Source organism: Serratia sp. 22278, assembly GCF_052045405.1.
Taxonomy (GTDB): Bacteria; Pseudomonadota; Gammaproteobacteria; order Enterobacterales; family Enterobacteriaceae; genus Serratia; species Serratia marcescens.
Genome location: NZ_JBQEOW010000012.1, coordinates 67,440 through 87,377 on the forward strand (window position 1 = coordinate 67,440; position 19,938 = coordinate 87,377).

The 19,938-nt window shown below is 61.4% G+C and carries 22 protein-coding genes; 15 read left to right on the plus strand and 7 right to left on the minus strand.

All coding sequences use genetic code 11. The features are described from left to right. Positions 1–117 precede the first annotated feature (117 nt). The 5 genes from ACTJJ6_RS19325 (at position 118) to maa (ending at position 3,468) form a co-directional block, all read left to right on the plus strand. A complete protein-coding gene (locus ACTJJ6_RS19325; RefSeq protein WP_016930266.1) occupies positions 118–585 on the plus strand; it encodes an Lrp/AsnC family transcriptional regulator in 468 nt (155 codons plus the stop codon). Between the two features lie 82 nt (positions 586–667). Then, positions 668–1,861: an amino acid aminotransferase gene (locus ACTJJ6_RS19330; protein WP_016930265.1), complete on the plus strand. Its 1,194-nt coding sequence runs from the start codon at positions 668–670 to the stop codon at positions 1,859–1,861. A gap of 125 nt (positions 1,862–1,986) precedes the next feature. Beyond that, positions 1,987–2,403, plus strand: a complete 417-nt coding sequence (locus ACTJJ6_RS19335; RefSeq protein WP_016930264.1) for a secondary thiamine-phosphate synthase enzyme YjbQ — start codon at positions 1,987–1,989, stop codon at positions 2,401–2,403. 4 nt (positions 2,404–2,407) lie between these two features. Further along, positions 2,408–2,761 carry an MmcQ/YjbR family DNA-binding protein gene (locus ACTJJ6_RS19340; protein ID WP_440803826.1) on the plus strand — a complete coding sequence of 118 codons (354 nt, stop codon included), beginning with the start codon at positions 2,408–2,410 and terminating at the stop codon, positions 2,759–2,761. Between the two features lie 149 nt (positions 2,762–2,910). Then, on the plus strand, positions 2,911–3,468 hold the full coding sequence (maa, locus tag ACTJJ6_RS19345) for a maltose O-acetyltransferase (protein ID WP_016930262.1): 558 nt from the start codon (positions 2,911–2,913) through the stop codon (positions 3,466–3,468). A gap of 31 nt (positions 3,469–3,499) precedes the next feature. On the opposite strand, the gene ACTJJ6_RS19350 is transcribed toward maa, so the two are convergent. Together ACTJJ6_RS19350 and uvrA are read right to left on the minus strand one after the other, a co-directional pair. Continuing rightward, positions 3,500–4,552: an NAD(P)-dependent alcohol dehydrogenase gene (locus ACTJJ6_RS19350; protein ID WP_016930261.1), complete on the minus strand. Its 1,053-nt coding sequence runs from the start codon at positions 4,550–4,552 to the stop codon at positions 3,500–3,502. A 229-nt stretch (positions 4,553–4,781) separates the two neighbouring features. Beyond that, positions 4,782–7,610, minus strand: coding sequence for an excinuclease ABC subunit UvrA (uvrA, locus tag ACTJJ6_RS19355; protein WP_015379213.1), 2,829 nt, complete (start codon positions 7,608–7,610; stop codon positions 4,782–4,784). 277 nt (positions 7,611–7,887) lie between these two features. Here uvrA and ssb1 point away from each other — a divergent pair, with 277 nt between their 5' ends. Further along, entirely contained in the window at positions 7,888–8,421 is a 534-nt protein-coding gene (ssb1, locus tag ACTJJ6_RS19360) for a single-stranded DNA-binding protein SSB1 (protein WP_033654707.1), read from the plus strand. A gap of 48 nt (positions 8,422–8,469) precedes the next feature. Here the strand turns inward: ssb1 and ACTJJ6_RS19365 are convergent, their stop codons facing one another. Both ACTJJ6_RS19365 and ACTJJ6_RS19370 read right to left on the minus strand, forming a co-directional pair. After that, the gene (locus ACTJJ6_RS19365; RefSeq protein ID WP_049299926.1) at positions 8,470–9,165 is read right to left on the minus strand and encodes a class I SAM-dependent methyltransferase; all 696 of its coding nucleotides are present in this window, start codon (positions 9,163–9,165) and stop codon (positions 8,470–8,472) included. 11 nt (positions 9,166–9,176) lie between these two features. After that, on the minus strand, positions 9,177–9,557 hold the full coding sequence (locus tag ACTJJ6_RS19370; protein WP_049299925.1) for a hypothetical protein: 381 nt from the start codon (positions 9,555–9,557) through the stop codon (positions 9,177–9,179). 157 nt (positions 9,558–9,714) lie between these two features. On the opposite strand from ACTJJ6_RS19370, the gene ACTJJ6_RS19375 reads away from it, so the two are divergent. Then, positions 9,715–10,191, plus strand: coding sequence for an Rrf2 family transcriptional regulator (locus tag ACTJJ6_RS19375; RefSeq protein WP_049299924.1), 477 nt, complete (start codon positions 9,715–9,717; stop codon positions 10,189–10,191). Positions 10,192–10,241: 50 nt separating this feature from the next. Here the strand turns inward: ACTJJ6_RS19375 and ACTJJ6_RS19380 are convergent, their stop codons facing one another. Next, entirely contained in the window at positions 10,242–10,991 is a 750-nt protein-coding gene (locus tag ACTJJ6_RS19380; RefSeq protein ID WP_049299923.1) for a 3-oxoacyl-ACP reductase family protein, read from the minus strand. Positions 10,992–11,118: 127 nt separating this feature from the next. Between ACTJJ6_RS19380 and ACTJJ6_RS19385 the strand changes: the two genes are divergently transcribed. After that, the gene (locus tag ACTJJ6_RS19385) at positions 11,119–12,036 is read left to right on the plus strand and encodes a LysR family transcriptional regulator (RefSeq protein ID WP_015379210.1); all 918 of its coding nucleotides are present in this window, start codon (positions 11,119–11,121) and stop codon (positions 12,034–12,036) included. Positions 12,037–12,091: 55 nt separating this feature from the next. On the opposite strand, the gene bhsA is transcribed toward ACTJJ6_RS19385, so the two are convergent. After that, positions 12,092–12,352 carry a multiple stress resistance protein BhsA gene (gene bhsA, locus ACTJJ6_RS19390; protein WP_004936809.1) on the minus strand — a complete coding sequence of 87 codons (261 nt, stop codon included), beginning with the start codon at positions 12,350–12,352 and terminating at the stop codon, positions 12,092–12,094. 195 nt (positions 12,353–12,547) lie between these two features. Here bhsA and ACTJJ6_RS19395 point away from each other — a divergent pair, with 195 nt between their 5' ends. From ACTJJ6_RS19395 to ACTJJ6_RS19415, 5 genes are all read left to right on the plus strand, one after another. Further along, positions 12,548–13,048, plus strand: coding sequence for a lipocalin-like domain-containing protein (locus ACTJJ6_RS19395; RefSeq protein ID WP_440803817.1), 501 nt, complete (start codon positions 12,548–12,550; stop codon positions 13,046–13,048). Then, the gene (locus ACTJJ6_RS19400) at positions 13,045–13,713 is read left to right on the plus strand and encodes a glutathione S-transferase family protein (protein ID WP_016930257.1); all 669 of its coding nucleotides are present in this window, start codon (positions 13,045–13,047) and stop codon (positions 13,711–13,713) included. Before ACTJJ6_RS19395 ends, ACTJJ6_RS19400 begins: the two co-directional genes overlap by 4 nt. A gap of 47 nt (positions 13,714–13,760) precedes the next feature. Further along, positions 13,761–14,168 (plus strand): VOC family protein, encoded by a 408-nt coding sequence (locus tag ACTJJ6_RS19405; RefSeq protein ID WP_440803813.1) that lies wholly within the window; start codon positions 13,761–13,763, stop codon positions 14,166–14,168. Positions 14,169–14,500: 332 nt separating this feature from the next. Beyond that, the gene (locus ACTJJ6_RS19410) at positions 14,501–15,862 is read left to right on the plus strand and encodes an NCS2 family permease (RefSeq protein WP_004936819.1); all 1,362 of its coding nucleotides are present in this window, start codon (positions 14,501–14,503) and stop codon (positions 15,860–15,862) included. Between the two features lie 197 nt (positions 15,863–16,059). Then, positions 16,060–17,709, plus strand: a complete 1,650-nt coding sequence (locus tag ACTJJ6_RS19415; RefSeq protein ID WP_016930255.1) for a Na+/H+ antiporter — start codon at positions 16,060–16,062, stop codon at positions 17,707–17,709. Between the two features lie 74 nt (positions 17,710–17,783). Here ACTJJ6_RS19415 and ACTJJ6_RS19420 read toward each other — a convergent pair whose 3' ends face one another. Further along, positions 17,784–18,671: a LysR family transcriptional regulator gene (locus tag ACTJJ6_RS19420; protein ID WP_016930254.1), complete on the minus strand. Its 888-nt coding sequence runs from the start codon at positions 18,669–18,671 to the stop codon at positions 17,784–17,786. A gap of 140 nt (positions 18,672–18,811) precedes the next feature. Here ACTJJ6_RS19420 and ACTJJ6_RS19425 point away from each other — a divergent pair, with 140 nt between their 5' ends. Together ACTJJ6_RS19425 and ACTJJ6_RS19430 are read left to right on the plus strand one after the other, a co-directional pair. Beyond that, the gene (locus ACTJJ6_RS19425; RefSeq protein WP_028127545.1) at positions 18,812–19,234 is read left to right on the plus strand and encodes a CidA/LrgA family protein; all 423 of its coding nucleotides are present in this window, start codon (positions 18,812–18,814) and stop codon (positions 19,232–19,234) included. Further along, entirely contained in the window at positions 19,227–19,916 is a 690-nt protein-coding gene (locus tag ACTJJ6_RS19430; RefSeq protein ID WP_004936833.1) for an LrgB family protein, read from the plus strand. The genes ACTJJ6_RS19425 and ACTJJ6_RS19430 overlap by 8 nt, the downstream gene beginning before the upstream one ends. The last annotated feature ends 22 nt before the right edge of the window (positions 19,917–19,938 follow it).

The following is a 19,938-nucleotide window of genomic DNA, read 5'->3' on the forward strand; positions in this document are numbered from 1 at the left end:
GAAAACGCCGGGCGTTGCTGCTGTACGCGATTCAAACGCCAGGGTGTGACGTCGGCAACGGTAAAAAAACTGGTAGGCTGTAACGTCAACATTTATTAACACAGTTTACAGGTGGCTATGTACAACATTGACGATTTTGATATGAAAATCCTGACGCTGTTACAGGCCAACGGCCGTCTGACCAATCAGGAACTGAGCGAGTTGGTGGGGCTTTCCGCTTCCCAGTGCTCACGGCGGCGCATCAGCCTGGAGCAGGCGCAGCTGATCCGCGGTTACCACGCGCGGCTGGCGCCGGAGGCGGTCGGCCTGGGGCTGGTGGGGCTGATCGAAGTCAGCCTGATCACGCACGCGCAGGAGCAGATCGACAGCTTTCATCAGATGCTGGAGGACGTGGACGCGATCCTCGACGCTTACAAGACCACCGGCGACGCCGATTACCTGCTGAAAGTGGCGGTGGCTGACCTGCCGGCGCTGAGCGAATTCATCAGCCAGACGCTGTCGCCGCACAAAAGCGTGGCGCATATCAAAACGGCGGTGGTGCTCAATCGCATCAAGGAAAACGGTTTGTTGCCGGTGACGAGATAAAGCTAAAACCGAATGCGCTTTTCCGTCTATATTAGGAACGTAACGCTGTGCCCAAACCACAATAAACCAGGAGAAAAACCCCGTGTTCCAGAACGTTGACGCCTATGCCGGCGATCCCATTCTGTCGCTGATGGAAAAATTCAAACAAGACCCGCGTGCGCACAAGGTGAACCTGAGTATCGGCCTGTACTACGATGCGCAGGGCATCATTCCGCAGATGCGGGCGGTCGCTGCGGCGGAAGCGCAGTTGAACAGCGTCGAGCACGGCGCCTCGGTATACCTGCCGATGGAAGGGCTGCAACCCTACCGTTCCGCCATTCAGCAGTTGCTGTTCGGCGCGCAGCACCCGATGCTGCAGCAGGGGCGCATCGCCACCATTCAGACCGTCGGCGGTTCCGGCGCGTTGAAAGTGGGCGCCGACTTCCTGAAAACCTATTTCCCGGATTCGCAGGTGTGGGTCAGCGATCCGACCTGGGAAAACCACGTCGCCATCTTCAGCGGCGCCGGTTTCAAAGTGAATACCTACCCGTATTTCGACAGCGAAAGCCTGGGCGTGAAGTTCGACGCCATGCTCGCTGCGCTGAAACAGCTGCCGAAGCACAGCATCGCGCTGCTGCACCCGTGCTGCCACAACCCGACCGGTTCCGACCTGACCCCCGCCCAGTGGGATGAGGTGGTCAAGGTGATCGCCGAGCGTGAAATCATTCCATTCCTCGATATCGCCTATCAGGGCTTCGGCGGCGGCATGGAGCAAGACGCCTACGCCATTCGCGCCATCGCGGCGGCCGGCCTGCCGTGCCTGGTGAGCAACTCGTTCTCGAAGATTTTCTCGCTGTACGGCGAGCGCGTCGGCGGCCTGTCGGTGGTGTGCGAAAGCGAAGAGGCGGCCGGGCGCGTGCTGGGCCAGCTGAAGGCCACCGTGCGCCGCAACTACTCAAGCCCGCCAAACTTCGGCGCGCAGCTGGTGGCCAAGGTGCTGAACGACGCCCAGCTCAAAACCCAGTGGCTGGACGAAGTGGAGAGCATGCGCACCCGCATTCTCGAAATGCGTCACGCGCTGGTGGACACCCTGAAGAGCGCGCTGCCGCAGCGCAACTTTGACTACCTGTTGGCGCAGCGCGGTATGTTCAGCTACACCGGCTTCAGCGCGGCGCAGGTCGATCGCTTGCGTGAAGAGTTCGGCGTCTACCTGATCCACAGCGGCCGCATGTGCGTGGCCGGCCTGAACCACAACAACGTGCGTCAGGTGGCCGAGGCGTTTGCCGCGGTGCAGTAACGCCTGTTAGTCTGAACGGACGTTCATCGGGAGCGATAGCGATATCGCTCCTTTTTTATTGCCGGCGCGCCGCCGAAGTTGCCGCAAACCGGAGAGAGAATATACTGATTGAGGGGCGCTCACTCATGTGGCATCAGCAAACGCTAATCCTCAGCGCAAAAGCGCGTGGCTTTCATCTGGTTACCGACGAGATCACCAACCAGTTAACCCACTTACACCGCCTGCAAACCGGCTTGCTGCATCTGTTGCTGCAGCACACCTCGGCCTCGCTGACGCTCAACGAGAACTGCGATCCCACGGTGCGAGCCGATATGGAGCAGCATTTCCTGCGTCAGGTGCCGGAAAACGCACCCTATCAGCATGACTACGAAGGGCCGGACGACATGCCGGCGCACATCAAATCCTCGCTGCTGGGCGCTTCCTTGACGCTGCCCGTCAGGCATGGGCGGCTGATGTTGGGCACATGGCAGGGCATCTGGCTGGGGGAGCACCGCATCCACGGCGGAGCACGCCGTATTGTGGCCACATTACAGGGGGAATAACCCAATGAATAACAGCGCATTGCTGGAGTACTGCATGGCGAAGCCGGGCGCGGAGCAGAGCGACCAGAACCAGTGGCAGGCCAGCCAGATCAAGGTGGGCGACGTGATGTTCGCCATGGTGTGCGAGATCGAAGGGCGGCCGGCGCTGGCGGTCAAGGCCAGCCCGGAGCTGGCGGAAAGCCTGCGTGAACACCATCCGGAGATCGTCGCCTGCGACGGACTGAACAAGGCGCACTGGAATACGGTGTTTCTCGACGGCAACCTGCCGAACTCGCAGTTTTACACGCTGATCGACAGCTCCTATCAGCTGGTGGTGGAAGGCCTGCCCGAACACGTGCGCCAGGAACTGCGCGCCTGATAGCCGGGCGGCGGCCCTCGTTTTTCTCCTGTTTTCCCGTGTTAAATCGTGATCGCGGTTTTAAATTGGGAACGTTCCCTTTTTGTCGCCGGGCAAAAGCGGCTACGCTTGGGCATTCAAGAAACGCGGATAAGATTAAGGAGGCCGACATGGCCATGAGCGAAGAAAAGCGCAAGATGATCGCCGGGGAACTGTACGACGCCGGCGACGACCTGCTGCGCAGCGAACGTCGGCGCGCGCGCCAGTTGACGCATCGCTATAACCACTCCTCGCCGGAAGAGGGTGAGCTGCGCAAACAGTGGCTGGGTGAGCTGCTGGGCGGCTATCAGGGCGGCACCATCGAGCCGACCTTCCGCTGCGACTACGGCTATAACATTTATCTCGGCAAGAACTTCTACGCCAATTTCGACTGCGTGATCCTCGACGTGTGCGAAGTGCATATCGGCGACAACTGCCTGCTGGCGCCGGGCGTGCATATTTACACCGCGACCCATCCGCTGGACGCCGAGACCCGCGTCGGCGGCGCGGAGTTCGGTAAGACTGTCAGGATTGGCGACAATGTGTGGATCGGCGGGCGCGCGGTGATCAATCCGGGGGTGACCATCGGCGATAATGCGGTCGTGGCCTCCGGCGCGGTAGTGACCAAAGACGTGCCGGCCAACTGCGTGGTGGGCGGCAACCCGGCCAGGGTCATCAAGCAGCTATAAAAAAACGGGCGCCGCCGGGCGCCCGCCGTCATCAGGCTCGCAGCGAGTCGATATCCACCACGAAGCGGTACTTCACGTCGCTTTTCAGCATGCGCTCATAGGCCTCATTAATTTGCTGCATCGGGATCAGCTCGATATCGGACGTGATGCCGTGTTGGCCGCAGAAGTCCAGCATCTCTTGCGTTTCCGCGATGCCACCGATCAGCGAACCGGCGATGCGGCGGCGCTTCATGATCAGGTTGAACACCTGCGGTGACGGATGATCGTGCTCCGGTGCGCCGACCAGCGTCAGGGTGCCGTCGCGGCGCAGCAAGTTGAGGAACGGGTTCAGATCGTGCTGAGCTGCTACCGTGTTGAGGATGAAGTCGAAGCTATTAACGTGCTGCGCCATCTCATCCGGGTTGCGCGAAATCACCACTTCATGGGCGCCGAGGCGCTTGGCGTCTTCGATTTTCGACGGCGAGGTGGTGAACAGCACCACGTGCGCGCCCATCGCCCGCGCCAGTTTGACGCCCATGTGCCCCAGCCCGCCGAGGCCGACGATGCCGACCTTTTTGCCTGGCCCCGCGCCCCACTGGCGCAGCGGCGAATAGGTGGTGATGCCGGCGCACAGCAGCGGCGCGACCCCGGCCGGATCGAGGTTTTCCGGCACGCGCAGCACGAAGTCCTGATCCACCACCAGATTGGTGGAGTAGCCGCCGTAGGTTACGGCGCCGGTGTGGCGATCCTGGCCGTTATAGGTGCCGGTAAAGCCATTCTCGCAATACTGTTCCAGCCCCTCATCGCAGCTCGGGCAGCTGCGGCAGGAATCCACCATGCAACCGACGCCGACCAGATCGCCGACCCGGTAACGCGAGACATGGTCGCCGACGGCGCTAACGCGGCCGACGATTTCGTGGCCCGGCACCACCGGGTAAATCGTATTGCTCCATTCATTGCGCGCCTGGTGCAGATCCGAGTGGCAGACGCCGCAGAACAACACCTGAATTTGCACATCGTGGTCGCGCAGGGCGCGCGGCTGGTAATCGAAAGGCACCAGCGCAGACTTCGCGTCATGTGCGGCATAGGCATGGGTAATGTTCATGGTCGCTCCAGTTATCAATGTATGGGGGACAACGTTTGACCGGCAGCGAAGTGCCGGCGAGACGCGGCCTGAATCAGACAGGGCGGCCGCCGAGGGAACATTGATGATAAAAGCGGTGAGTGCGGAGGGAAATGCCTGAAAATGTCGAAATCTTGCCCGTTTCTGTTTGATTGCGGGGAAACGGGTCAGCGTGCGGACCGCCTGAGCGACGGCCCGCACGCCGGCGGCATTACTGGTTCAACAGCGGCTTCAGGAAGCGTGCGGTGTGCGATTTCTCACAATCGGCCACCGTTTCCGGCGTGCCGGCGACCAGGATCTCGCCGCCGCCGCTGCCGCCTTCCGGCCCCAGATCGACGATCCAGTCGGCGGTCTTGATCACATCCAGGTTATGCTCGATGACCACGATGGTATTGCCCTGATCGCGCAACTGATGCAGCACCGCTAACAGCTGTTGGATATCGGCGAAGTGCAGACCGGTGGTCGGTTCGTCGAGGATATACAGCGTTTGGCCAGTGCCGCGCTTCGACAGTTCGCGCGCCAGCTTGACGCGCTGCGCTTCACCGCCGGAGAGCGTGGTGGCCGACTGGCCGAGGCGGATGTAGGACAGGCCGACATCCATCAGGGTCTGCAGCTTGCGCGCCAGCGCCGGCACCGCGTCGAAGAAATCGCGCGCTTCTTCGATGGTCATCTCCAGCACTTCGTGGATGCTCTTGCCCTTGTACTTCACTTCCAGCGTTTCGCGGTTATAACGCTTGCCCTTGCACTGGTCGCACGGCACGTAGATGTCCGGCAGGAAGTGCATCTCGACCTTGATCACCCCGTCGCCCTGGCAGGCTTCACAGCGTCCGCCCTTGACGTTGAAGCTGAAGCGGCCCGGCGTGTAACCGCGGCTGCGCGATTCCGGCACGCCGGCGAACAGCTCGCGCACCGGGGTGAAGATGCCGGTGTAGGTGGCCGGGTTGGAGCGCGGCGTGCGGCCGATCGGGCTCTGATCGATGTCGATCACCTTGTCGAAATGTTCCAGGCCGGTCACTTCGCGGAACGGCGCCGGTTCGGCGATGGTGGCGCCGTTGAGCTGGCGCTGGGCGATCGGGAACAGCGTATCGTTGATCAGCGTCGATTTGCCGGAACCGGAAACGCCGGTGATGCAGGTAAACAGACCGACCGGCAGCGTCAGCGTCACGTCCTTCAGGTTGTTGCCGCGCGCGCCGCTCAGCTTCAGCACCTTGGTCGGATCGGCCTGCACGCGCTGCGCGGGGATGGCGATCTCGCGCTTGCCGCTGAGGAACTGGCCGGTCAGCGATTCCGGCTGCGCCATGATGTCGTCGACGGTGCCTTCCGCCACCACCTGGCCGCCGTGTACGCCGGCGCCGGGGCCGATGTCGATCACGTGATCGGCGGCGCGGATGGCGTCTTCGTCATGCTCCACCACGATCACCGTGTTGCCGAGGTTGCGCAGGTGGATCAGCGTTTCCAGCAGGCGCTCGTTGTCGCGCTGGTGCAGGCCGATCGACGGCTCATCCAGCACGTACATCACGCCCACCAGGCCGGCGCCGATCTGGCTGGCCAAACGGATTCGCTGCGCTTCGCCGCCGGAGAGCGTCTCCGCCGAGCGAGACAGTGACAGGTAGTTCAGGCCGACGTTCACCAGGAATTTCAGGCGGTCACCGATCTCTTTCAGCACTTTCTCGGCGATCTTGGCGCGTTGGCCGCTGAGCTTCATGTTCTGGAAGAAGGTCATCGCATGGCCGATGCTCAGATCGGAGATCTCCGGCAGCGTGGTGTCTTCGACGAACACGTTGCGTGCTTCTTCACGCAGGCGAGTGCCGTGGCACGAGGCGCAAGGGCGGTTGCTGATGAACTTCGCCAGCTCTTCGCGCACCGCGCTGGACTCGGTCTCTTTATAGCGGCGCTCCATGTTGTGCAGCACGCCTTCGAACGGATGGCGGCGCACGGTGGTGTCACCGCGATCGTTGATGTATTTGAATTCTATAGACTCTTTGCCGGAGCCGCTCAGCACCGCCTTCTGCACGTTGGCGCTCAGGGTGTTGAATGGCGCTTCGACGTCGAACTCATAGTGCTCCGCCAGCGAGCGCAGCATCTGGAAATAGTAGAAGTTGCGGCGATCCCAGCCGCGGATCGCGCCGCCGGCCAGCGACAGCTCGGGGTTTTGCACCACGCGATCCGGATCGAAGAACTGCTGCACGCCCAGGCCGTCGCAGGTCGGGCAGGCGCCGGCCGGGTTGTTGAAGGAAAACAGGCGCGGTTCCAGCTCGCGCATGCTGTAGCCGCAGATCGGGCAGGCGAAGTTGGCGGAGAACAGCAGCTCGTCCGCTTTTTCGTCGTCCATGTCCGCCACCACCGCGGTGCCGCCGGACAGCTCCAGCGCGGTTTCGAACGACTCGGCCAGGCGCTGCGCCATGTCGTCGCGCACCTTGAAACGGTCGACCACCACTTCGATGGTGTGTTTCTTCTGCAGCTCCAGCTTCGGCGGATCGGACAGATCGCACACTTCGCCGTCGATGCGCGCGCGGATATAGCCCTGGGCGGCCAGGTTTTCCAGCGTTTTGGTGTGCTCGCCCTTGCGGTCTTTCACCACCGGCGCCAGCAGCATCAGGCGCTTGCCTTCCGGCTGGCTCAGCACGTTGTCGACCATCTGGCTGACGGTCTGCGCCGCCAGCGGCACATGGTGGTCCGGGCAGCGCGGCTCGCCGACGCGGGCGAACAGCAGGCGCAGGTAGTCGTGGATCTCGGTAATGGTGCCGACCGTGGATCGCGGGTTGTGCGAGGTGGATTTCTGCTCGATGGAGATCGCCGGCGACAGGCCTTCGATATGATCGACGTCCGGTTTTTCCATCAGCGACAGGAACTGGCGCGCATAGGCGGAGAGTGATTCGACATAGCGCCGCTGCCCTTCGGCGTACAGCGTATCGAAAGCCAGCGAAGACTTGCCGGAACCGGACAGGCCGGTGACGACGATCAGTTTGTCACGCGGGATGATCAGGTTGATGTTTTTCAGATTATGGGTTCGAGCACCACGAACTTCGATATTGTCCATTTACACTTCCCGTCTTGATGATACACCGCGCCTGTCGCGATTTTTGCGGGGGATTTTGTGATGGATCTCGCAAAAAACCGGCACAGCCTGGTCGAAACGCATAATTATGACACAAAAAAACCTGAATGAATATCCAGTATGCGAATGCAACAAGGCCGATCGAAAAGACAATTCTGGAATGCAATTCGCACTTATCAACACGGGTGTGGTTTCGCACTCAGCGTGGTAAACTGACGCGTTTATACTGTGTAGAAATCAATCATCGGGAGAAGTGCTCATGGCCAGCAGAGGCGTAAACAAAGTAATTCTGGTCGGGAATCTGGGTCAGGATCCAGAAGTCCGTTACATGCCGAACGGCGGCGCAGTGGCCAACATTACCCTGGCGACCTCCGAAAGCTGGCGTGACAAGGCGACCGGCGAACAGAAAGAGAAGACCGAATGGCACCGCGTCGTGCTGTTCGGCAAACTGGCCGAAGTGGCGGGCGAATACCTGCGTAAAGGCTCTCAGGTCTACATCGAAGGCTCCCTGCAGACCCGTAAATGGCAGGATCAGAGCGGCCAGGATCGCTACACCACCGAGATCGTGGTTAACGTCGGCGGCACCATGCAGATGCTGGGCGGCCGTCAGGGCGGCGGCGCACCGGCAGGTCAATCTGCCGGCGGCCAGGGCGGTTGGGGCCAGCCTCAGCAGCCACAGGGCGGCAACCAGTTCAGCGGCGGCCAGCAGCAGTCTCGCCCGGCGCAGAACAGCGCACCGGCGGCCAGCAGCAACGAACCGCCAATGGATTTCGACGACGATATCCCATTCTAAGGTTCGCCTGGAAAATATCGCGAAAAACCCCGCTCAGGCGGGGTTTTTTTATGCCGGTTTACGGGCCGTCCATGCGTGGATCAGCAATGACTGGAAGAAACGCTGCGGCGGAGAAAATCCGGCTTCGGCGATCAACCGTTCGGTGCGTTCCGGCGGCAGCAGCAGCAGCCGTTGCTGCAACTGGGCTCGGAGTTCAACCGGCGTGCGCGGAGTTTGACCGTCAAGAGACTGCATGGCGGCCCAGCTGGCCAGGTGCTGGTCGAAATCCGCCGCTGTCGTATCACCGGAAATTTCCGCAATCACCATCCGGCCTGCGGTATTTAGCCGTGACGCCATATGGTGATAGAGGTCGCCACGTGCGTCATCGAGAATAAAATGGGTCACCAGCAGGCACAGTACGGCGTCGTAATCTGGTGCGCTCGGCAGATCCTGCAGATAGCCCTCCACCAACGTGCAGCGTTCGCCAATCCCCGCCTGCTGTAGCTTGGCAGCGCACACCGCCAACATGTCGGCAGAGGGATCCACGCCGGTGAAACGCCAGCTCGGGTTCTGGCCGGCCAAATGGATCATCTCGGTGCCGGTTCCCACGCCAACGCACAGGATGTGGGCATTGGCGGGTAAATCTTTCAACAGGAGCGCAATCAAAAAGTGAAGATTGTCGCTAATCGTATTGAAGCGCGCGTTGCCGGCGTCATACCGGCGGGAAAATTCGCCGTTGAAAATGTCATTGGTGTTCTGGTTCATGCACGGCCTCATCACTGCTCATGCGAATTCAACATCTGCTGTGCCTCGTGTTTCATCACATGAGTGCGCACGGCCGCCTGAAATGCTTTAAACAGCAGGCCGTTGATAAAGGTGGTGACGGTGAGCACGATGAAGGCGGTCATCACCCAATCGATCGGGCCGATGCCACTGTGCAACAGCGCCGGGCGGTAAACCAGCATCCCTGCAATCACCACCCAGTGGCTCATGCAGTAAAAGCATTGGAACAAATGGCCCAGCAGGGCGTTTTTGCGCGCCGCCCAGGCCCGCAGCGGCGTGAAGAGTTCGGTTTGCGTCAGGGTCATGGAAATGCTGGCCGACGCCAGCGCGATCATCAGGCATGCCGAGAGATCTGAAGCCGATACGGGAGTCATCATTATTCCTTACGAGGTCATGGTGCAATGGGTTTTCAGCGCCCAAGAGAACGCCGGTCATTTCATGTAACCTATAAAAGCACGTGATATTCGCCGTTGTCAATCTTTCGTATCATTGTAAGATACGAGATTATGCTGGGCTGAAAGGAAGGTGGGAATGCGTCAGGACAACAAGCTTTCGCGCATGCTGCACGTGTTGCTGCATATGGCGCGTCACAAGGGGGTTTACACCTCGGAACAGATCGCCGCGATGCTGGGCACCAACAGCGCCGTGGTCAGGCGCACCTTGGCCGGCCTGCGTGACGCCGGTTTTGTTGCGTCGGAAAAGGGCCATCACGGTGGGTGGCGTATCGCCGACGATCTGCGGAACATCAGCCTGCTCGATATCTACCGGGCGGTGGGCGTTAAGCAGCTGTTTGCCATCGGCGGTGGGGAAGAGCACCCGGAATGTGCAGTGGAGGCGGCGGTAAATCAGGCGCTGGGCAACGTGTTGGATGAGGCCGAGCAGGCGCTGCTGGCGCGCTTTGCCGAAATCAGCCTGGAGGATCTGAAGGATCGCTTTGACCGCCATTTCCCGATGGGGATGGACGAAGGTGCGGTGGCCTGCATTGACGGCGACGGTGTCGAAGCGTAATTCGCCATTAAAAAAGCCCCTTCACGGGGCTTTTTGCATTTCAGAGACGGCTACGCCGAGAAGCCGCCGTCGATGCTCAGACTGGCGCCGGTGATATAACCCGCCTGCGGGCCCGCCAGGTAGGAGACGAAACCGGCGATTTCTTCATCTTTGCCGTAACGGCCGATCGCCATCAGCTGCTTGAGCTGATCGGCGAACTCGCCGGCGTCCGGGTTCATTTCGGTGTCCACCGGGCCGGGCTGCACGTTATTGACGGTGATGCCGCGTGGGCCGAGATCGCGCGCCATGCCCTTGGTCAACCCGACCAGCGCCGATTTGCTCATCGCGTACACCGCCGCGCCGCCGAACGGCACGCGCTCGGCGTTGGTGCTGCCGATGTGGATGATACGGCCGCCGTCGTTCATGTGGCGCGCCGCCTCCTGGCTGGCGACGAATACGCTGCGTACGTTGACCGCCAGCATGCGATCCAGGTCGTCCAGCGCCAGTTCCTCGGTGCCGCCCAGCGTAAATACCCCGGCGTTGTTCACCAGAATATCCAGGTTGCCGAAGTGACTCACCGCCTGGCGAACCGCCTGCTGCAGCGCCGCAGCATCGGCGCTGTCGGCCTTGATGGCGAGGACTTTGCCGCCGGCGGCGGTAACGGCGCTCGCCACCGCTTCGGCGCGATCGGCCGAGGCGGCGTAGGTAAAGGCGACGGCGGCGCCCTCGCTCGCCAAGCGTTTAACGATGGCGGCGCCGATGCCGCGGGAACCGCCCTGAACGAATGCGACTTTGCCTTGCAGTGGGAGTGCTGTGGTCATGTTATTTCTCCAGAGTGGATGAGGGTAAAGTGTCGGCATTCAGTATCGGAGATCGCTTGCACGGCCACTAGCCACAAAGAGCTATAATCAGTTAAAACCATTAGTTTAAAATCCATAAGGAAAAAGCATGCTGGGACATCTGGAGTGCTTCGTCAGCAGCGCGGAAAACGGCAGTTTCTCCGCCGCCGGCCGCAAGCTGGGCCTCAGCCCGGCGGCGGTAAGCAAGAATGTCACCCGGCTGGAGGCGGTGGTCGGCGTGCGGCTGTTTCAACGCAATACCCGCAAGTTGATCCTCACCGAAGCAGGCGAGCGTTTTCTCGGTGAGGTGAGCGGCGGGTTGCAATCGATCCAGTGTGCATTGAAGGGGTTGAGCAGCGGCGGCGGCGCGGCGGCCGGCGGCTTGAAGGTCAGCATGGGCACCGCCTTCGGCCTGCACTTCGTGTTGCCGATGCTGCCGATGTTTTTGACGCAGTACCCGGCGATTGTACCGGACTGGCATTTCGACAATCGCCAGGTGGATCTGATCGGTGAGAACTTTGACGCTGCGCTGGGCGGCGGCATCGAGTTGGCGCAGGGGATGATTGCTCGCGAGCTGGCGCCCGCGCATGGCGTATTGGTCGCTTCGGCAGAATACTTGCGGCAGCGGCCGCCGTTGACGGAGCCGGAGCAACTGGCGCAACACGCCGGGATTTTCATCCGTTCGCCGCAGACCGGGCGCATTCGCCACCAGCCGCTGCGAAATGCCCAGAATGAGCAGCGTGCGCCGGGGATGACGGTCAGCATGACGGTCAATGAACCGGAAGCGGCGGCGCGGGCGGCGGAAATGGGATTGGGCATCGCGCTGATCGGCATGCCGAATGCGGCGCCTTATCTGGAAAGCGGCCGTCTGATGCGGGTTCTGCCGGGCTGGTATGTCGATCGCGGCAGCGTGTATCTCTATTTTCCCACCACCAAATTCTTACCGACCAAAACCCGGGTGTTCGTCGATTTCATCACCGAACAGTTCCGCCTGCAGAAGTTGGCGGCGCGCTTTGACGCCCGCTAAAACGAGAAAAGCCCCTTGCGGGGCTTCTTTCTTCCGTCGGTTGGCTGTCCGACGATCAGTTGAAGATTTCTGCGGTGCCGTACAGTTTGTTCTGACCACCGGCGGCGACGATGCGGTAGGCGCTGGCGCCCGACGCGGCGGCTTTGCTGGCCAGTTCGCTTTCCAGCGCGCTCAGGTTAGCGGCGCCGCTCACGGTGACGACGCCGATCTTCTGGGCGTCTGCAGCAGGTTGGCTGGAAGGCAGGTCAGCGGCGAAGGTAGCGAAAGAAGCGGTAGCCAGCAGCGCAGCGGTAGCAAAAATTTTGACGTTTTTCATGATGCGTTCCTCAGAGTGTTTGTTAGGTGAGAGCCCGTTGTCTCTCGATGTGTTAAATACTAGTGCACCGGATGTGAATAAAAAATCGGAGAGTTTTGAGTATCTCTGTCAAATAAATTGATTATTTTTCATCCGCTGGCGCGGGGCAACAATCGCCACTACCCTTTACAGACGATCCTTAACCGGAGAAGCGTCATGACGATGAATGCGTTTATCGGCAGTTGGGCGTTGGTGTCGTCGGCGTTCAAAAACCAGAACGGCGAGCTCAATTACCCGCTGGGCGAGCAGGTGTTGGGGCGCATCCACTATGAGGCCAACGGCACGATGGCGGCGCAGCTATACAGCGCCGTGCGGCCGCGTTTTGTCGCCGCCGATTTGGCGCAGGGGTCTGAGCGGGAGATCCGCGCCGCCTTCATCAATATGATTTGCTACTTTGGCCACTATCAGGTGGAAGAAAGCGAGCAGCGGGTGGTGCATCAGGTCGAAGGCTGTTCGTTCCCCAACTGGGTAGGCAGCCGTCAGGTGCGTTTTTACGCTTTCAGCGGCGATCGGCTGACGTTGCGCACGGTGCCGCTGCAGCTCGGCAACGGCGTGCAGGTTGGCGAACTGGTGTGGCAGCGGACAGTGCCGCTGCAGCTCGGCAACGGCGTGCAGGTTGGCGAACTGGTGTGGCAGCGGACAGGGGCTTCGTCATGATCATCGTTCATCATCTCAATCACTCGCGGTCGCAGCGCATTCTGTGGTTTCTGGAAGAGCTGGGCGTGCCTTATCAGGTGCAGCGCTACGAGCGCGATCCGCAGACCATGCTGGCGCCGCCGGCGCTGAAAAAGATCCACCCGCTGGGCAAATCGCCGGTGATCGTCGATGGCGATCTGACGCTGGCGGAATCCGGCGCCATTATCGAATACTTGCAGGAAGCCTACGACGCACAGGGTATGTTTATGCCAACCGACTTCCACGCGCGTCAGCAATACCGCTACTGGCTTCACTACGCCGAAGGATCGCTGATGCCGCTGTTGGTGATGAAGCTGGTGTTCAGCCGTCTCGGCCAGCCGCCGATCCCCTGGCTGCTGCGGCCGGTGGCCGGCGCGATCGGCAAAGGCGTGCAGCGGGAATACCTCGACAAGCAGATCGCGCCGCACTGCGAATACCTCGAACAGCACCTGAATAAGGGCAGCTGGTTCGTTGGCAACGACTTCAGCGCAGCGGATATTCAGATGAGCTTCCCGCTGGAGGCGATGGCGGCGCGCGGCGCGTTGGATGATTGCCCGAAACTGCGCGGTTTCCTGCAGCGCATTCACGCCCGGCCCGCCTACCAGAGGGCATTGGAGCAGGGCGGCCCTTACGACCTGCTGAGTTAAGCGGATGGGCTATACTCGATGGGGTCATTCTTCATCGGAGGTAGCCCATGGCTACGCAAATCTTCGTTAACCTGCCCGTACGCGATCTGCCCGCCTCAATGGCGTTTTTTACCCAGCTCGGCTTCAGCTTCAACCCGCAATTTACCGACGATACCGCCGCCTGCATGGTGGTCAGCGACACGATTTACGTGATGCTGCTGACCCACGACAAATTCAGGATGTTTACCCCGAACCCGATCGGCGACGCCAATCAGGCCATCGAAGTGTTGGTGTGCCTGTCGCAACCCAGCCGGGTGGCGGTGGACGAACTGGTGCGCAAGGCGGTCGCCGGCGGCGGCAACACCTACCACCCGCCGCGGGACTACGGCGTGATGTACGGCCATGGATTTCAGGATCTGGACGGTCATATCTGGGAATTGATGTATATGGATCCCGCTGCGGTGCAGACGCAATAACCCCGCCATGACGGCGTTCGCCGGGGCGACCGTCGTCCCGGTTTTATCGCGCGAGCGCCATTCCCGCCGCTTTCTGCATAAATTGCCGCGATCTTTAGTTGATTAGACGCTAGGGAAGGCAGGATAATCGTTTGCCTTGAATAAACCACCATAAATCACCCGTACCGCGCGCTGCGAGTTAAACGTTTGCCTGGGTGCGCATCGCCGTTGGCGGTGTGGCATAAGGGCAAGGATGCGGAACGTGACGTAAACGATTACGTGGCGATCGGGCGCGGGCGAGATTACAGGCCTGCTGTGACGGGCCGATTCATGAAACACAGGGGAAGTAACCTATGTCGAACTCTCAAGCGAACCACGCCGCAAAACCAACCGGCGGGCTTGATGGCTATTTTAAAATTTCCGCGCGCGGCAGCAGCGTGCGTCAGGAGGTGGTGGCGGGGCTGACCACCTTCCTGGCGATGGTGTACTCGGTGATCGTGGTGCCGAGCATGCTGGGCAAAGCGGGTTTCCCGCCGGCGGCGGTGTTCGTCTCCACCTGCCTGGTGGCCGGTCTGGGGTCGCTGTTGATGGGGCTGTGGGCTAACCTGCCGATGGCCATCGGCTGTGCGATCTCGTTGACCGCCTTTACCGCCTTCAGCCTGGTGCTGGGCCAACACATCAGCATTCCGGTGGCGCTGGGCGCGGTGTTCCTGATGGGCGTGCTGTTTACCATTATCTCGGTCACCGGCATCCGCGCCTGGATCCTGCGCAACCTGCCGATGGGCGTGGCGCACGGCACCGGCATCGGCATCGGGCTGTTCCTGCTGCTGATCGCCGCCAACGGCGTCGGCCTGGTGGTGAAGAACCCGCTGGATGGCTTGCCGGTGGCGCTCGGCGCGTTCACCTCTTTCCCGGTCGTCATGACGCTGGTCGGCCTGGCGGTGATCTTCGGCCTGGAGAAACTGCGCGTGCCCGGCGGCATTTTGCTGGTGATCATCGCCATTTCCATCATCGGCCTGATCTTCGACCCGGCGGTGAAATACCAGGGGCTGTTCGCCATGCCGAGCCTGGCGGACGCTGACGGCAAATCGTTGATCTTCAGCCTGGACATCATGGGCGCATTGCAGCCGGTGGTGTTGCCGAGCGTGCTGGCGCTGGTGATGACCGCGGTGTTCGATGCCACCGGCACCATCCGCGCGGTGGCCGGGCAGGCCAACCTGCTGGATAAAGACGGGCAGATCATCAACGGCGGCAAGGCGCTGACCTCGGATTCCCTGAGCAGCATCTTCTCCGGCCTGGTGGGCGCCGCGCCCGCTGCGGTTTACATCGAGTCCGCCGCCGGCACCGCCGCGGGCGGCAAGACCGGCCTGACCGCCACCGTGGTCGGCATTCTGTTCCTGCTGATCCTGTTCCTGTCGCCGCTGGCCTATCTGGTGCCGGTTTACGCCACCGCGCCGGCGCTGATGTACGTCGGCCTGCTGATGCTGAGCAATGTCACCAAGCTGGACTTCAACGACTTCGTCGACGCGATGGCCGGCCTGCTGTGCGCCGTGTTCATCGTGCTGACCTGCAACATCGTCACCGGCATCATGCTGGGCTTCAGCTCGCTGGTCATCGGCCGCATCTTCTCCGGCGAATGGCGCAAGCTGAACATTGGCACCGTGCTGATCGCCGTGGCGCTGGTGGCGTTCTACGCCGGCGGCTGGGCGATTTAAGCCGCTTGGGTTTCCCTCGCCCGCCGGGCGGGGGAGCCTGTTACGGCAATTCCCTTCTTAAGATAAGTCTTCTTCTGCTCTGCACCGCGTTTTGAAAGGCACAACAAGCTTTAACGGCTGTAAAAAAAGTGATCTACTATCGTGACCAACGCAGGCCCTGAGCCGATGTCGTCTGAATCGTAGAGTCTAAGGAAAGCATGGAAATCTTTTTTACAATCCTCATTTTGATCCTGGTGGTCTCCCTGTCCGGGGTGGTGACGCGCATGTTGCCGTTCCAGGTGCCGCTGCCGCTGATGCAAATCGCCATCGGCGCCCTGCTGGCCTGGCCGCATTTCGGGCTGCACGTCGATTTTGATCCCGAACTGTTCCTGGTGCTGTTCATCCCGCCGCTGCTGTTCGCCGACGGCTGGAAAACGCCGACGCGGGAGTTCCTGCATCACGGGCGTGAAATTCTCGGCCTGGCGCTGGTGCTGGTGCTGATCACCGTGGTCGGCGTCGGTTATCTGATCTACGCCATGGTGCCGGGCATTCCGCTGGTGGCGGCCTTCGCGCTGGCGGCAGTGCTGTCGCCGACGGATGCCGTGGCGCTGTCCGGCATCGTCGGCAAAGGGCGCATTCCCAAGCCGATCATGGGCGTGCTCGAGGGCGAGGCGCTGATGAACGACGCGTCCGGCCTGGTGTCGCTCAAGTTCGCCATCGCGGTGGCGATGGGCACTATGGTGTTCACCGTGGGCGGCGCGACCCTTGAATTCCTCAAAGTGGCGATCGGCGGCCTGCTGGCCGGCGTGGCGGTCACCTGGACCTACAGTAAATCGCTGCGGGTGATGAGCCGCTGGAGCGGCGACGATCCGGCGACCCAGATCGTGTTCCTGCTGCTGCTGCCGTTCGCTTCTTATCTGATCGCCGAACATATCGGCGTCTCCGGCATCCTGGCGGCGGTGGCGGCGGGGATGACCATCAGCCAGTCCGGCGTGATCCGCAACGCGCCGCTGGCGATGCGCCTGCGCGCCAACAGCGTGTGGGCGATGCTGGAGTTCGTGTTCAACGGCATGGTGTTCATCATGTTGGGCCTGCAGCTGCCGGGCATTCTTGAAACCTCCATCCTGCAGGCGGAGCTGGATCCGACCATCCAGACCTGGTATCTGTTCGCCGACGTGGCCACCATCTACGCCGCGCTGCTGGTGCTGCGTTTTACCTGGCTGTGGATAATGAAGAAGGCCAGCAACCGCTTTATGAAAAAGCGTCCGCTGCAGTTCGGCGATTACAGCACGCGTGAGCTGTGGGTGGCGTCGTTCGCCGGGGTGCGCGGGGCGATTACCCTGGCCGGCGTGCTGTCGATACCGCTGTTGCTGAGCGACGGCACTGCCTTCCCGGCGCGCTATCAGCTGGTGTTTATCGCCGCCGGGGTGATCCTGCTGTCGCTGATCGTCGGCGTGCTGGCGTTGCCGCTGCTGCTGCGCGGCGTGCAGGTGGCCGACAAGAGCGCCAGCAAGCAGGAAGAGCGCATGGCGATCGCCATGGCGGCCGAGGTGGCGATCGAGAGCGTGAATAAAATGGAAGAGCGCCTGGTTGCCGATACCGAAGAAAACCTCGATCCGCAGGTGTTGAAAGAGGTCAGCTCGCGGGTGACGGGCATGCTGCGGCGGCGTATCGCGTCGAAAGACGATATCGAGAATGCGCTGGCGATGGAAAACCTCGAGCGGCGTTTCCGCCTGACGGCGCTGCGCGCCGAGCGCGGCGAGCTGTACCACCTGCGCGCCACGCAGAAAATCAGCAACGAGACGCTGCAAAAACTGCTGCACGATCTCGACCTGCTCGAAGCGCTGTTGATCGAACGCGAAGGGTAAATCTCAGCAGAGGAATAAACGTTTTCCTCTTTTTTCTGTCCTGAAGGGCCGCCTGTGCGGCCCTTGTTTTTTGGCTACTTGAGCGGCGGCCAGTAGTCGCGGCAGCAGGCGATCCAGGCCTGCGCGCTGTGCGACAGGTAGCTGCCCTGGCGCCAGATCAGGCCGATTTTCCACTCCATGCGCGGCTCCAGCGGCAGCCAGACCAGGTTTTCCTTATCCAGCCAGCGGCAAACCGGCTCAGGCAGCATGGCGATGCCCACGCCGGCCTGCACCATCGAGGCGAGGAAGTCCCATTGGCCGCTGCGCACCGCGATTTGCGGTTCAAAACCGGCCTGGCGAAACGCCTTCATCAGCATCTTGTACAGCGCAAAGTCTTCGTTATAAATCAGGATCGGGCTGTCGGCCAATTCGGCGATATTGATGCGGGTGCGGTTGAGCCACTGCGGCGTGCGCGGCGCCACCACGCACATCGGGTGGCCCAGCAGCGGCAGAAAGGTCAGCGGCTGCGCCGAATCGAAGGGCAACACGGTCATCGCCAGATCCAGTTCGCCGGACATCACCGCCTGTTCGACCGACAGCCCGCCCAGTTCGGAAATCTTCAATTCGATGCCGGGGTAGGTCTGGCGAAAGCGGCGGATCAGATCGGCGATCTGCCTGCCGACCATTGGCGGAATGCCCAGCCGCAGCACGCCCTTTTTCACCGAGCTGATGTCTTCCAGTTCCGCCTCCAGCTGGCGGAATTCGTCGAGGATCGTCAGGCCGCGCTGGTACACCGCCTGGCCGCTGTCGGTCAGGCGCAGCTTGCGGCCTTCGCGGATCAGCAGCGTGCATTCCAGCTCTTCCTCCAGATGCCGCAGCATTTTGCTGATGGTGGGCTGGGTGACGAACAGTTTTTCCGCCGCGCGGGTGAAGCTTTGCTGGCGCACCACTTCAACGAAGTAGCGCAGGGTGCGGACATCCACGTTAGGGTTCTCCTTGGGGACGCTACCGGCGGGAAACTATTCCCGGACGGCATGATGACGATAATTTTAATTCATTTCAGGCGTGGTTTCCCGGCTGCGTATACTGTAGGCCGTCAATTTATTGTTCGAGGTCATCTTTCATGTCTCTGGCGTTACGCCGCGTTGCCCCCTCCCTGCTGACCCGTTTGCAGGTGCCGATCCAGGTGGCGTTGTATGCGGCGCTGTTCCTGATCGCCGATCGTCTGGTGCAACAATTCCACCTGCCGCTCCCCGCCAATATCGTCGGCATGCTGATGCTGCTGGCGCTGATCCTGCTGCGCATTCTGCCGCTCAGCTGGGTCAAGGCCGGCTCCCGCTGGCTGCTGGCGGAAATGCTGCTGTTTTTCGTGCCGGCGGTGGTGGCGGTGGTCAACTATGCCCAGCTGCTGATGGTCGAGGGCTGGAAGATCTTTCTGGTGATCGCGATCAGCACCATGCTGACGCTGGGCGCCACCGGGCTGGTGGTGGACAGGGTGTATCGGCTGGAGATTTGGCTGCAGCGGCGGAAGCAGCGCCATGAATGATTTTATCCTTAGCCTGGCCTGTTTTCTGGCGACGCTGGCGCTCTATTTCGCCAACAAGAAACTCTATCGCCGCCGCCGCACGTTGCTGCTGATGCCGCTGGTGCTGACGCCGATGATTCTGGTGTTGCTGCTGGTGGTCACCCACATCTCCTATCAGGACTACATCGGTGAAACCCACTGGCTGCTGTGGCTGCTGGGGCCGGCGACCATCGCCTTCGCGGTGCCGGTGTACGAGAACCTGCATATCATTCGTCGCCACTGGCTGTCGCTGACCGCCGGGGTGACGACGGCGGTGCTGGTGGCGGTGTACAGCTCGGTGTGGCTGGCGCGCCTGCTGACGCTGCCGGAAGAGGTGCAGCGCAGCCTGGCGGTGCGGTCGATCACCACGCCGTTTGCGCTGGAGGCCGCCAAGCAGATGGGCGGCCAGCCGGACCTGGTGGCGCTGTTCGTGGTGATCACCGGGGTGTTCGGCATGGCGGTGGGCGACATTCTGTTTCTGCGGCTGGCGGTACGCAGCCGCCTGGCGAAAGGGGCCGGATTTGGCGCATCGTCGCACGGCGCCGGCACCGCCCGCGCCTATGAACTGGGGCCACAGGAGGGCGTAGTGTCGAGCCTGGTGATGATGTTGGCCGGCATTATCACGGTGGTGGCCGCGCCACTGATCGGCCGGCTGATGTGGTAAGGAGGCGGTCTGCGGCGAACGG